Source organism: Marinobacter salarius, assembly GCF_032922745.1.
GTDB lineage: Bacteria > Pseudomonadota > Gammaproteobacteria > Pseudomonadales > Oleiphilaceae > Marinobacter.
The window spans coordinates 3,396,138-3,408,402 of sequence record NZ_CP136693.1; the positions used below are offsets into that span (position 1 = coordinate 3,396,138).

13 protein-coding genes are annotated in these 12,265 nt (G+C 57.2%); 3 read left to right on the forward strand and 10 right to left on the reverse strand.

The window, feature by feature from the left end; all coding sequences use genetic code 11:
* Nucleotides 1-8: 8 nt before the first annotated feature.
* The 5 genes from R1T46_RS15680 to R1T46_RS15700 all read right to left on the reverse strand — a co-directional run bounded on the left by R1T46_RS15680 (nt 9) and on the right by R1T46_RS15700 (nt 4,274).
* On the reverse strand, nt 9-1,907 hold the full coding sequence (locus R1T46_RS15680) for a flagellar hook protein FlgE (protein WP_317306084.1): 1,899 nt from the start codon (nt 1,905-1,907) through the stop codon (nt 9-11).
* 27 nt (nt 1,908-1,934) lie between these two features.
* Entirely contained in the window at nt 1,935-2,612 is a 678-nt protein-coding gene (locus tag R1T46_RS15685) for a flagellar hook assembly protein FlgD (protein ID WP_317306087.1), read from the reverse strand.
* Between the two features lie 18 nt (nt 2,613-2,630).
* The gene (gene flgC, locus R1T46_RS15690; RefSeq protein WP_036208201.1) at nt 2,631-3,080 is read right to left on the reverse strand and encodes a flagellar basal body rod protein FlgC; all 450 of its coding nucleotides are present in this window, start codon (nt 3,078-3,080) and stop codon (nt 2,631-2,633) included.
* Nucleotides 3,081-3,114: 34 nt separating this feature from the next.
* Complete coding sequence (flgB, locus tag R1T46_RS15695) at nt 3,115-3,513, reverse strand: flagellar basal body rod protein FlgB (RefSeq protein ID WP_036208203.1); 399 nt, start codon at nt 3,511-3,513, stop codon at nt 3,115-3,117.
* A 203-nt stretch (nt 3,514-3,716) separates the two neighbouring features.
* Nucleotides 3,717-4,274 (reverse strand): nitroreductase, encoded by a 558-nt coding sequence (locus tag R1T46_RS15700; protein WP_288353455.1) that lies wholly within the window; start codon nt 4,272-4,274, stop codon nt 3,717-3,719.
* A 158-nt stretch (nt 4,275-4,432) separates the two neighbouring features.
* Here R1T46_RS15700 and R1T46_RS15705 point away from each other — a divergent pair, with 158 nt between their 5' ends.
* Together R1T46_RS15705 and R1T46_RS15710 are read left to right on the forward strand one after the other, a co-directional pair.
* Nucleotides 4,433-4,744 carry a DUF962 domain-containing protein gene (locus R1T46_RS15705; RefSeq protein ID WP_199448905.1) on the forward strand — a complete coding sequence of 104 codons (312 nt, stop codon included), beginning with the start codon at nt 4,433-4,435 and terminating at the stop codon, nt 4,742-4,744.
* A complete protein-coding gene (locus R1T46_RS15710; RefSeq protein ID WP_317306088.1) occupies nt 4,745-6,181 on the forward strand; it encodes an adenylate/guanylate cyclase domain-containing protein in 1,437 nt (478 codons plus the stop codon).
* A gap of 18 nt (nt 6,182-6,199) precedes the next feature.
* Here the strand turns inward: R1T46_RS15710 and queF are convergent, their stop codons facing one another.
* Genes queF through R1T46_RS15725 form a run of 3 tightly spaced genes read right to left on the reverse strand, consistent with a single transcriptional unit; the run spans nt 6,200 to nt 8,758 of the window.
* Nucleotides 6,200-7,018: an NADPH-dependent 7-cyano-7-deazaguanine reductase QueF gene (queF, locus tag R1T46_RS15715; RefSeq protein ID WP_317306089.1), complete on the reverse strand. Its 819-nt coding sequence runs from the start codon at nt 7,016-7,018 to the stop codon at nt 6,200-6,202.
* A gap of 22 nt (nt 7,019-7,040) precedes the next feature.
* The gene (locus tag R1T46_RS15720; RefSeq protein ID WP_036208218.1) at nt 7,041-7,814 is read right to left on the reverse strand and encodes an ABC transporter permease; all 774 of its coding nucleotides are present in this window, start codon (nt 7,812-7,814) and stop codon (nt 7,041-7,043) included.
* On the reverse strand, nt 7,811-8,758 hold the full coding sequence (locus R1T46_RS15725) for an ABC transporter ATP-binding protein (protein ID WP_036208221.1): 948 nt from the start codon (nt 8,756-8,758) through the stop codon (nt 7,811-7,813). Before R1T46_RS15725 ends, R1T46_RS15720 begins: the two co-directional genes overlap by 4 nt.
* 257 nt (nt 8,759-9,015) lie before the next feature.
* On the opposite strand from R1T46_RS15725, the gene R1T46_RS15730 reads away from it, so the two are divergent.
* Entirely contained in the window at nt 9,016-10,152 is a 1,137-nt protein-coding gene (locus tag R1T46_RS15730) for an organic solvent ABC transporter permease (RefSeq protein WP_075196863.1), read from the forward strand.
* Nucleotides 10,153-10,174: 22 nt separating this feature from the next.
* On the opposite strand, the gene R1T46_RS15735 is transcribed toward R1T46_RS15730, so the two are convergent.
* Both R1T46_RS15735 and R1T46_RS15740 read right to left on the reverse strand, forming a co-directional pair.
* On the reverse strand, nt 10,175-11,482 hold the full coding sequence (locus R1T46_RS15735; protein WP_075196864.1) for an HD-GYP domain-containing protein: 1,308 nt from the start codon (nt 11,480-11,482) through the stop codon (nt 10,175-10,177).
* Nucleotides 11,483-11,663: 181 nt separating this feature from the next.
* Nucleotides 11,664-12,263, reverse strand: a complete 600-nt coding sequence (locus R1T46_RS15740) for a hypothetical protein (RefSeq protein WP_317306091.1) — start codon at nt 12,261-12,263, stop codon at nt 11,664-11,666.
* Nucleotides 12,264-12,265 lie beyond the last annotated feature (2 nt).

Here is a 12,265-nt window from a genome sequence, read left to right on the forward strand (position 1 = left end):
TTTCAGAATTAGCGGAGGTTGATGATGGTCTGGGTAACCGCATCGGAGGTTTCAATCGTCTTGGCGTTAGCCTGGTAATTACGCTGGGCAATGATCAGATTCACCAGTTCCGCCGAAAGATCCACGTTGGACTCCTCGATGGAACTGGCCTTGATCGACCCCAGGGTTCCGGTATCAGGTGCACCGATAATGGGCTGGCCGGACTCGAAGGTTTCAACCCAGGTGGTTTCCCCGACAGGCGAAAGTCCGTTAGTGTTGTTGAACGATGCAAGGGCCACCTGCCCCAGGGACTGCGACTGGCCATTGGTGTAGCGGGCGAACAGCACGCCCTGGTCGGACACATCCAGGCCCGACAGCCTGCCAGTGGCATACCCGTTCTGGCGCTGGTCGTTTACGCCAAAGTTGCTCCCGTACTGGGTGGTATTGCCAAGGTCCAGAACGAAGGCCGAGGTGGTGGGGGGCTCTGGAATCGGCGTGGTGATAACCTCTCCGGGTGCTGGAGGACCGTCAGCGCCGTTCGGCGTGCCATCGGCGTCTTTCGGCGTCCAGTCACTGATCAGAATTTCGCCATTGGGGTCACCATTCACGGACTGCAGCTCCCCATCCTGGTCAAAGCGAGCCTGATAGGGGTTCTGATCGGTGCCCGCAACAAATTCACCGTCTATCTGCAAATACACTGACCACTCGCTGACACCCACACCATTACCCGGTGCTGGCTGCTTGACGTAGAACTGGGTCATCTCGTGAGAGTTACCCAGGCTGTCGTAAACGGTGGTCGATGTTGCGTGATTGTAGGTACGCTGATCCAGCGGATTGAACTGGTTGGTAATCTCAATGTTGCGTGCGTTCCATGAATCCGTGAGGTTCGTGGCGCCGCTGGTTGACGCAATATCGGTAATCTCCCGATCGGCCTGCGGCCTCACCGTGCCAACGGTTGTCTCCGGTGCCTGGTTCGGGCCGTCGCTGGTAAAACCGGCGGTGACGTTGTTGCCACGGTTGTCGATCAGCCTCAGGTTACCGCCTGTGAGCGACGCCGAGATCGTCGGCGCCTGGGCGTTGTTAATTGCAGTGACCAGCGAAGCCGCATCGGTCACACCTGTCGTATCAACGGGCACAGTGACCCCGCCTACCGCAAGGTCAAAGCTGAAGTTGCCAGCCGCAATGGCGGCGTTCAAGTCCGCCTCGGACATCCCCTCATAGGTGGTGGTCGCGGAGGCAGAGAGACCGTCCTGCCCATTGAGCACATCCACAACGTCAGCCGCTGAGAAATCAGTTGATCCCGCCGCGTTGATGGGCACGCTCACCACGCTGCCATCTGCGTAGGTGATTTCGAAGGTTTCAGACGGAAAACCGGTGGAGCCGGCGGGCGCCGTGTAATCACCCATATCGGCAACTCGGCGTTCCAACACGGTTTCCCGGGAATCCAGGTTCAGGTCCGAGCGTAGATTCGTGGTCCGACGAGGCGCCAGATTATCGGTTTCAACCTGCAGATCACCACGAATACCGGAAAGGTTACCGTCTTCATCGGCAACGAAGCCCTGAACCCGCATGTTCTGGTTATTGGTGACAAACCCGTCTTTGTCGACACCGAACTGGCCGGCACGGGAATACCGCACCTCACCGCCATTATTCAGCACAAAGAAACCGTCACCGTTGATGGCAAGGTCCAGGCCGTTGTCGGTGAAACTGATATTGCCCTGCCCAAAATTCTGCTTCACGTCCTGCACCCGCACACCGTCCCCAATCGGATTGGTGCCGGCACTCAGGAAACCACTAGCGTACAGGTCGCCAAACTGCGCCTGACTGCTCTTGAAACCTACTGTGCTCGCATTGGCAATGTTGTTACCGGTGACATCCAGATCAACCGATGACGCCCTTAAACCGCTAAGACCTGTGTTAAAACCCATACTCCACCTCTTACTGTTTCACCGGTATCAATTAATCTGCTGAACATCTTGCAGCGCGATGGAGCCCATGCCGGCCAGGTTCAGAGTAATGCTGCCACCCTGCCCCAGCGACACACTGTCCACATTGGCGCTGACCATGGTGCCGAGTTGCTCAAGCCCGCCGGGGTACGAGGCTTCTGCCACCACCTTATAGCGTCCTGGTGGCAAACTGTTGCCGTTACCATCCTTGCCGTCCCAGCTGAACGCTGCCTGGCCCGGCTGCTGCTCACCCAGATCAATCTGCCGCACCCGTTCACCGGATGCATTCTCAATGGATACCCTCAACCCGGAAGTGGTTGCCGGAACGGAAACGTTGCCGGAAATCTCACCGTCCGCGCCAAGCACACCTATGGATGATGGTGCCAAGACCGTACGCCCGACCATCGCAGAGGCCTGCAACGCCTGGGTGGAGCGGAACTGGCTGGCCATATCGTCGACACTGCCGGACAGGCTCTGCATTTCCTCCAGGGAGCTGAACTGCGCCAGCTGGGAGATGAATTCGCCGTTGTCCTGAGGTTCGAGAGGGTTCTGGTTCTTGAGCTGAGCGATCATCAATTCCATGAACTCGTTCTTGCCAAGCTCACTTCCGCTCTTGGCCTGGTCCTGCTGCACTCGATACTGGCTCAGCACATCCGAAGCGTCTGTCGTGTTATTCACTACGCTCATGATTCAATCCTCGCTCGGTTACTGCTGACCCAGGGTCAGGATACGCTGCATCATGGATTTGGCGCTGTTCATAATGTCCACATTCATCTGGAAGCTGCGCGACGACGACATCATGTCCGCCATCTCTTCAACCACGTTGACGTTGGGGTAGAACACATACCCATCTTCGTTCGCGGCGGGATGATCGGGCTCGTAGCGCATCTGCAACTCGGCATCGCTCTCGACGATGCCTTCAACCCGAACGCCTGCCCCCGGGCCGTTGTCGCTGCCAAACGCCATGCTCTGCTGAGACGGATTCAGCATGGACTGCTGTATCGCCGCGAAAACAGGCTTGCGGGCGCGATAGGTCTGATCCGTACTGGAACTGGCCGTCTCGGCATTGGCAATGTTGGACGCAGTGGTGTTCAGCCGCAGAGACTGGGCTGTCATACCGGAACCGGCGATGTCGAAAATGTTACCCAGAGACATGATGGTGCTCCTCAGTTAATGGCTGCGCCCAGTTTTACTGGCCAGAGAGTGCCTTTTTGATGCCTGAAACCTTTCCGTCCAGGAACTGGAAACTGGCCTGGTAATCCATGGCATTGCGCATGAAGCGGGTCTGCTCCTGCTGGGCATCCACCGTATTGCCGTCCACGGACGGCTGGTGCGGTACCCGATAGAGCAATTCGCTGTCGGCGCCCATGGGCGAGGTGTCCATATGGGACTCGTGGGTACGGGTCATGCCGAAACCACTCATGCTGTCCTGGGCCTTCTGCATCATCGCCTGAAAGTCCACATCCCGCGCCTTATAGCCCGGGGTATCGGCGTTGGCGAGATTGTTGGCCAACACCTCCGCACGCTTTACCCTGCCTTCCAGGGCGTGCTGATGAATGCCTAATGCTTTGTCCAGGGAAATTGCCATAGTGCCTCCGATTCCTGCACACGGCGTTGGTCGTTTTGCCGTTTGTGCGTTCTTGCAGAGGTAAAAGCAATCGCAATGCCAGTTTTCAGGAGGTGTTGCGGTGTGCGGGCTGAGGCAGGTATCGGCTTATCCGAATCGTAAATTGAGGGCGGAAAGCGGCAAGGGATTTCCCCCGCGCCGGGGCGGGGGCAACGGGGCGGCAACTAGTGGGGCCAGCGCCGGACAAACTCTTTGGGGTCAGGCCTGGGTATGCTGGGCTTGTTCGCACTGACACTGCCGGTATACAGGAACCCGGTTATGATCTCATTGTCCTGCAGCCCCAAGCCTCGTTTGATAGCTGGATCGTGCGCCATGGCACCGGTACGCCACATGCCTCCAAACCCGGCGGACTCCAGAGCCAGCAACAAATACCCCATCCCCACCGCGGCCGACATGGACTGCTCGATCTCCGGCACTTTGGGATGGGGTTGATAGCACGCAATGCCAACGATCACCATAGGCGCCCGCAATGCCTTCTTGCGGTGTTTTTCCCGTTCCTTTTCCGAGGCGTCGTCGCCACAGGTGGCAGCAAACAATTCGCCCAGGGCGTTCAATGCCTTGTCTCCCTCAATCACCAGATACCGCCAGGGCCGAAGCAGCGCATGGTCCGGTGCCCTCGCGGCGCAGGCAAAGGCATTTTCAAGCGTTTCCGGGTCCGGTGCTGGCGCCTCCAGGCGTGGCTCTGAAGATCGGTTTAACAGGGCTTCCATTACTGCTGTCATATCGCCTCGCTTTGGTTGATTTCAATACGTCAGTTCGGGCCAAACGACCGTATGAATTGTGGGACAGATGGTTTACTGTTAGTCTTTAGTCTAAGTACTTTCCACTATCAGACAGTACTATCTACCTTAAAAACGATAAGCGAGCCGGTAGACGCCCTATGAGCCAACAGCAAACATTCCGCAGTTTCGCGGACTTCTATCCGTACTACCTTGAAGAACATAGCGATGTAAACTGCCGCAGGCTTCACTTCGTCGGCAGCCTACTGGTCATCCTCGTCACACTCTATGCCATTGTAACGGCCAAGTTCCTCTATCTGTTGCTCTTGCCCGTCATCGGCTACGGATTTGCCTGGGTTGGCCACTATGGCTTCGAGAAAAACCGACCCGCCACCTTCAAACACCCACTGTACAGTTTGATGGGCGATTGGGTGATGTTCAGAGATATGCTCGTCGGGCGGATCCGTTTCTGAATGATGAGCGCACCGATTGACCTGCGTAACGCCAGTACCAGTGCCAGCAAGGCCGCCGTGCTTGACGCGCAGAACCATCCGATTGCCATTCCCCCCATGCCGGATTACAACGGCAGAATACTGGCGTATACGGCGACTGCCGGCATTATAGTCTCCGGTGTACTCCAGGACATTTTCGGCCTTTGGATGCTGTGGTTGCTTGCCGGCGCCCTTACCTGGCCACACATCGCCCATCAGCTCACCCGCAGGACGTTCCTTCGCAACTCACCCCGTATCCGCCAGAAAATGCTGCTGCTGGACTGCGCCATCGGGGGCGGATTTGTCGGCTGCATCGGCCTGATCGCCATACCCTCCGTGGCCGTGGTACTGATGTTGATGTTCAGTTGCCTGATTGTGGGCGGCATCCGCCAGTGGCTGCTAGGCACCATGATCATGGCCGCCTGCGGCGCCATCGGCGTTGCCATCGTGGGCCCCGCCGAGTCGCTGCAGTCGCCGATGATCACCAGTATTATCGCGATCAGTGCCACCGGCCTCTATATCTGTGTGACTGCGTTCTATTCCCATCAGCAGGCCCGCGCGCTGATGATGGCAAAAACCCAGATCCAGAATCAGCGGGAACAATCCATTGCCCTGTCCCACAAACTCTCCAAGTACCTGTCACCGCAGGTGTGGCAGTCCATCTTTACCGGCGAAAGGGACGTGCGGCTGGAAACACAACGCAAGAAACTGGCCGTTTTCTTCTCCGACATCAAGGGTTTTACAGAGCTGTCCGAAGAGATGGAGCCGGAAGCACTGACGGAACTGCTGAACCACTACTTCAATGAAATGTCGGAAGTGGCCCTCAAATACGGCGGCACCATCGATAAGTTCGTTGGCGATTCCATCATGATTTTCTTCGGTGACCCCACCAGCCGGGGCCAGAAAGAAGATGCCTTCGCCTGCGTGTCCATGGCGGTGGAAATGCGTAAACACATGAAAATCATGCGGCAGAAATGGCGCAGCCAGGGTATCAAGACACCGCTGGAAATCCGCATGGGCATCAGCACAGGCTACACCACCGTTGGCAACTTCGGCGCCGAGAACCGTATGGACTACACCATCATCGGCAAGGAAGTGAACCTGGCCAGCCGCCTGGAATCCCTGGCTGAACCCGGTGAAATCCTGATCTCCTACGAAACCTTCTCGCTGATCAAGGACCGCATCATGTGCCGCGACAAGGGCGAGATCACGGTGAAAGGCTTCGGCCGCCCGGTCTCCATCTACGAAGTGGTGGATTTCCGCCGCGACATGGGCCCCAACCGCAGTTTCCTTGAGCACGAACGCAATGGCTTTGCCATGTACCTGGATTCGGAAAAAATCACCGAACGGGAGCGGGAGTCCATCCTGTCTGCACTCGAGGATGCCGCCGAGCGACTGCGTCAGGAAGAGGATTCCTGACCGTTCCCGCCTTTACACCTACTGCCTGATCAACCGTGGCCCTACTGCCTCCTCCGGGTTGGTGCTGCGCCATGGATTAATATCCAGACCACCCCTCCGTGTATAACGGGCGCAAACCGACAGCTTCTGCGGCTGACAACGGGCCATCAGGTCGGTAAACATCGTTTCCACACAATGCTCATGAAAGTCCTGCTTCTGGCGAAAACTCACGATGTATTGCAGCAGCCCTGCCCGGTCCATCGCCGGGCCGGTGTAATCGATCAGCACCGTTGCCCAGTCCGGTTGGCCGGTGACCGGGCAATTGCTTTTCAGCAGGTGCGAACACAGTTTCTCCGACACCACATCACCCGTCGCCTGCAGGCTGTCCGGGTTGTAGTCGTAGCCCACGGATTCCACATCCTCGTCGTCGATCAGCACGAAGCCTTCCGGCCGACCGACCGCTCTCGCTCCCTGATCAACACTGTGCAGGTCTACATTGACCGCCGCACCGCTTGCGCTCGACAGGTCACGGGCAATCACATCCCGAACCTGATCGGCGGAGGAAAACACCGTCTGGTTCAGGGAATTCAGGTACAGCTTGAGGGACTTGGACTCAATAATGGATGGCGACGCCGAAGGCACCCGAATTTCCGCCCAGGCGACTGCGGGCACGCCCCCGGTGCGCAACCAGGAAATTTCCCAGGCCTGCCACAAGTCTTCCCCGAACCAGGGCCAGCGGCCATCCTCCAGGCCGATGCGGCAACGGTTTTCCTCCCGTGCCACGGGAAACAACAATTGCGGATCGTAGGCATCCGGGTAGTCGCTGGATTTGCCCAGCGGGGCATCATTAAGGGCCATGATCAATCCTGGGAAACCTTCATCAGTGACGTATGCCCTTACCGCGCGCCAACATGCGCAGGGAAATGGCAGACAGAATGGCAATAAACAGCAGAATCATACCAAGGGCAACGTAGGGATTAACATCCGACACGCCCAGAATACCGTAGCGGAAGGCATTCACCATGTAGAGTATCGGGTTGATCATCGACACCCCTTGCCAGAACCCCGGCAGCATGTCGATCGAGTAGAACACCCCGCCCAGGTATGTCAGCGGTGTCAGAACAAAGGTCGGCACAATGGAAATATCATCAAACTTGGTCGCCAGCATGGCATTGATGAAACCACCTAACGAAAACAGCGCCGATGTCAGGAACACCGTCAGGATCACCATCGGCAGATGATGGATCGACAACTGCGTAAAGCCCAGTGACAGCAGCGTTACGATCAACCCAATGCCCAATCCCCGGGACATACCACCTGTTACATAGCCGGCGAGGATCACCCAGTTGGGCACAGGTGACACCAGCAACTCCTCAATGCTGCGCTGGAACTTCATGGAGAAAAACGACGACACCACGTTGGCGTAGGAACTGGTGATCACCGACATCATGATCAGCCCTGGAACAATGAACGCCATATAATCGAAGCCGCCCATCACCCCGATGCGCGAGCCAATGAGGTTGCCGAAAATAATAAAGTACAGCGTCATGGTGACCGCCGGTGGCAACAGGGTTTGTGGCCATATCCGCATGAAGCGACGGATTTCACGGGTGACGATGGTTTTATACGCGGTCAGCATCGCATCCGTTCTCATGCGGTTTCTCCCTGGGTGGCGTTACGGGGGTTGTTGTCCTCAACCATGCGGATAAACAGCTCTTCGAGTCGGTTGGCTTTGGTGCGCATGCTGACCACGCGAACGCCCTGCTCTTCCAGCTGGATGAACATGCCGTTCAGACTCTGGCCCTTTTCCACATCCACCACCAGGGCACCCTCGTCATCCATGTGACTGAAGAAACCGTCGAGCACCGGTGCTTCCGTCAACGGCTCGGCGGTGTCCAGCACAAAGGTTTCAGAGCTCAACTGCTGCAACAACGCTCGCTTGCTGGTGTGACGCAGGATCTTGCCGTGGTCGATGATGGCAATATTGCGGCACAGGGCTTCCGCTTCCTCCAGGTAGTGGGTGGTCAGGATGATGGTGGTGCCCTGTCGGTTCATCTCTTCCAGGAACGTCCACATGGAGCGGCGCAACTCGATATCCACCCCGGCCGTGGGCTCATCCAGAATTAGCAGCTTGGGTTCATGCACCAGCGCCCGGGCAATCATCAGCCGCCGCTTCATGCCCCCCGACAGCATCATGGCCGGCGTATTGCGCTTATCCCAGAGCCCAAGCTGGCGCAGGTACTTTTCTGCGGACTCCGATGCCTTCTTCAGAGGAATACCGTAATAGCCCGCCTGGGTGGTCACAATGTCGAACACCTTCTCAAACTGGTTAAAGTTGAACTCCTGGGGCACAACACCCAGGTTCAGTTTGGCGTCCGATAGATGGGTGTCGATGTCAGATCCGAATACGCGAACCTTGCCCGCGCTTTTATTCACCAGTGAGCAAACAATGCCAAGGGTGGTGGACTTCCCCGCCCCGTTGGGTCCTAGCAAGGCAAAAAAGTCACCTTCGGCGACATGCAGGTCAATCCCTTTCAGGGCCTGGAAGCCGTCGCCATAGGTCTTGACCAGACCTTCGATTTCAAGTGCGTTGGTCATAGTGAATCCAGAGCTGCAGGGGCCACCGACAATGCTGCTGCCGCGCCCAATAGTGGAATAGAAAAAACAAAAGCTATAACTGGAGGCCCGGAAAGTGAAATTCAAGTAGTTCGGCGCAATCCCGCTACACCGACTAAAACCCCAAACTGCGACAGGTTTCCCGATATGGCACCAGTGCCGTCCTTATAATGCCGGTTACAACAACTTACAAAAGGTCTTGCACCACCGACCGAACGCCAGGGAATGTACGCGCCACCATGAGATCCGTTCACTTCACATCTGCATTACCGTCTCTGATTTGCCCGCTCGCATTAACGGTCCTACTGGCCGGGTGCTTCGGTGGCGACGGCAGCGGCGGAGATGACGGTTCACGCACGGGGCAGCTCATGCCGGCGGGTATCACCGGGCTTACCTATTCCACAGCCAGCCGCAACGGCACCACTGACGCCAACGGACGCTTCAACTACTACCCCGGCGAACGGATCAGCCTTCGCGTCGGCAACCTGCAACTGGCGGATGGGATTCCCGCGCGGTCCATTGTCACCCCTCTGGAATTCTTCCCGGACCTGCGAACTGCGCTGGAGATACCAGGCACCACCGACGAAGGACTGCAGAACCACCGACTGACAGAACAGCAACTGATCCAGGATGAAGTTACCCTGATCAACATGACGCGGTTTCTACTGGCGCTCAACTGGAGCCTGAACCTCTCCAATGGCCAGGGCATCGACATACGGGAGCGGGTTATTACGCAACTGAATGCCGCGCTACCCGACCTGGACGCGCCGATCGACTTCAATGTTCCTGAAAGCGACTTCGCCGAAGGCGGCAACTCGCCGTCTCCCGCCAACCAGTTGCTGCAAAGCATCTGCTTCTACCCAGCCGACGATGAGCTTTGTGAAGACCCACCCACCGAAGAGGAAATCGCCAACGCGGACCCTCGCCCGGACGAAGAAGAGGACCGTGACGAAGACGTCGAGTATCGGGAGGACCTGCAAAGCAAGCGCGATCGCATCCTCAACGCCGTTCGCAGCCTGGAGGATGTGGATGTCGAGGACGCCGAGGGTTATCTCACGCGGGAACTGGACACCATCACCACCCAACTGGCCAACCGTTATTACCTGGACGATTATGTGGCGGAATTCCCCGCTTCGGACACCGCTATTAAAACCGTGCGGGTACGCAAGATAGCCGATCAGCCGCAACTGGATACCATCGAAGCCATCAGCACCCGCGATCAGGATGTGGTGGTGCACTCTTTCGACTGGCAGTCAGCGTCTGTGGAGTATTTTGTTGCGGGTGAATCCGGAGGAGAATCCGAGCTGTTGGTGAACTTCCGCCCCGAAGGTACCTACCGATGGGTGAAGAAACAGCTCAGGGTACTTATTCAATAATTGCTCGATAACCCGAGCCGTATCAGGCGCCGACAATGCGTGACAGGTTCCAGCGGGATTCCGCACCAGTCACGTCGTAGTGCTCCGGGTTCAACCCTTCCGTGCCATGGGGCAGACACTCGGCCACTGTCAGAGTGTCATGCGCGCCACGCCCTTCGTTGTATTTTGCAAGGTCCACGATCCGGGCGGACTTCAACGGACGGTGATAGCAGTCCGTCATCACCATAACCTTCGGCCACAACCGACGCTCCGGCGCATGGGAAACCACAATACCGCGCTGGCCATCATTAAGCTCAACCAGGCTGCCGGTGGGGTAAATGCCAATGGCCTGGATAAACTGCTCCACCAGGTCCTCCTGGAATTCAATGTTGCGCATTTCATACAGCAGCGTCACCGCGCGGGCCGGCGTCATGGGCTCCGCTGAAGTCCGCGGGCCAATCAGTGTCTCGAAATACTCCGACAGCCCCGCCACCTTGGCCAGCAGTGGAATCCGATCGCCCCGGACACCTTCCGGGAAACCGGATCCGTTATGCCGTTCGCGGTGGCCCTGCACAACACTGAGAACCGCGCGGGATAAACCGCTGTCTGCAAGCTTCGCAACACCGCGTTCCACGTAGGTTCGGTAAACGGAGAAGTCCTCGGAGTCCAGCTTGCCCTCATTGGCAAGAATGCGGGCAGGAAGGTCCAGCTTGCCAACCTGAGACAGCAGACAGCCCAGCCCAAGGTGATTCAGAAGGCCTTCATTCAGGCCCAACTGACGGCCACAGACCAGCGCCCATACTGCCGTATTCAGGGAGTGCCGATACGTATAGTTGTCATGGTGACGGGTGCGGCTGAGCCACAGCATGGCGTCGGGATTGCGAACAACGCTGGAAACCATTTTCTGGGTGACGACAGCCACCCCCCGAAGGTCTGGCGTTTCACGCTGACGAATGGCCTCAAAAACCTGATTCAGCGACGCTTCCGCATCGATCATCAGCTTCTTGGACACCTTCAGTTCTCTGCGCATGGTCGTTACGGAGTCGTACTTGACCGGCTCCTTGATATTGAGAGGCGGCAACTGTACCGAATCTCGCTCATGCCCTGAGCGTTTGCTCGGGCGCCTGAAGATGCGTTTTCCGGGTTTGCTCTGATCGATGGCCTCGCGAACCTCGGCCTCATCGATAATCACCCACTTGCAGTGAGTAACCAGCGAACGCACGTCGTTCTGGGAGCGGATGTGAAAGCCCTGGATGGGGAAAGGCGTCTGATGCCACGGGCGATCGAGATCGGACACAAACATGCCAATCTCCAGATCGTGTACAGCAATTTTCTTTTGACGGACTCCCACGGGACACCTCTAACACGTGCACGAATCGATAATCACTATTGTGACGCCCGCTCAGAAAGAGTCCATTACATTTATGTAGTGTGAAGTAACCGGAACGCGACAGGGAGTAACCGAAACTATCATCAGGAAACAAAATGTAGCAACGTGACACCATTCACATTACTGACAGGTCGCTGCCCTTCTATTCGTCGTCACAAACCGAATCATCCAGTTCCGGCGGCCGGGCGTGAAGTGATCCACGGGGGGATTTGCGGCTATAGATAGTGTAAGGCACCGTTGAAGCCCGGATATAGTCGATGTTGTCGGCATCATCGCCACTACCCCGAACGGTCTTGGCCGGCTCACAGGACACCAGCAGATCCAGTGACGAACCAATATCGGTGACGCGTGCCGCCGGATCGTCCGCATTTATCGTCATGCAGCGCTTGCCAGCTACCGACGCGCCCGTGCGGGCAACACGGTCCAGCCCTTCGTTACCGCAGGCCCGGATACCCTCCCCGCAGGATTGGTCGGCGGCGTCTTCATGGCTGTCATCCACCAGACGCCATTCACGGGCGCTGCATTGGGTTTCGACGGTAATGGGTGTGGACCGGTTATCCGCCACCCACCAGCCGGGGTATTCGGCAGTCTGCCACGTCAATTTTACCTGGCGATCTTCGCCAGCCGAATTCTCAGCGGGAAACACCGCATAGTGGGTGTAATAGGATGCGCACCCACTCAGGACAAATGGCAGAACGGCGACGATAAGCCGCACAAGGAAGAAAAATCTGTTGAATATCATTC

Coding starts and splice junctions, on each gene's coding strand:
- R1T46_RS15685 (WP_317306087.1), bottom strand. CDS start 2,612: ATGAGCGTAGTGAATAACACGACAGACGCTTCGGATGTGCTGAGCCAG.
- R1T46_RS15700 (WP_288353455.1), bottom strand. CDS start 4,274: ATGACAGCAGTAATGGAAGCCCTGTTAAACCGATCTTCAGAGCCACGC.
- R1T46_RS15740 (WP_317306091.1), bottom strand. CDS start 12,263: ATGATATTCAACAGATTTTTCTTCCTTGTGCGGCTTATCGTCGCCGTT.
- flgB (WP_036208203.1), bottom strand. CDS start 3,513: ATGGCAATTTCCCTGGACAAAGCATTAGGCATTCATCAGCACGCCCTG.
- R1T46_RS15705 (WP_199448905.1), top strand. CDS start 4,433: ATGAGCCAACAGCAAACATTCCGCAGTTTCGCGGACTTCTATCCGTAC.
- queF (WP_317306089.1), bottom strand. CDS start 7,018: ATGGCCCTTAATGATGCCCCGCTGGGCAAATCCAGCGACTACCCGGAT.
- R1T46_RS15710 (WP_317306088.1), top strand. CDS start 4,745: ATGATGAGCGCACCGATTGACCTGCGTAACGCCAGTACCAGTGCCAGC.
- R1T46_RS15730 (WP_075196863.1), top strand. CDS start 9,016: ATGAGATCCGTTCACTTCACATCTGCATTACCGTCTCTGATTTGCCCG.
- R1T46_RS15725 (WP_036208221.1), bottom strand. CDS start 8,758: ATGACCAACGCACTTGAAATCGAAGGTCTGGTCAAGACCTATGGCGAC.
- flgC (WP_036208201.1), bottom strand. CDS start 3,080: ATGTCTCTGGGTAACATTTTCGACATCGCCGGTTCCGGTATGACAGCC.
- R1T46_RS15720 (WP_036208218.1), bottom strand. CDS start 7,814: ATGAGAACGGATGCGATGCTGACCGCGTATAAAACCATCGTCACCCGT.
- R1T46_RS15680 (WP_317306084.1), bottom strand. CDS start 1,907: ATGGGTTTTAACACAGGTCTTAGCGGTTTAAGGGCGTCATCGGTTGAT.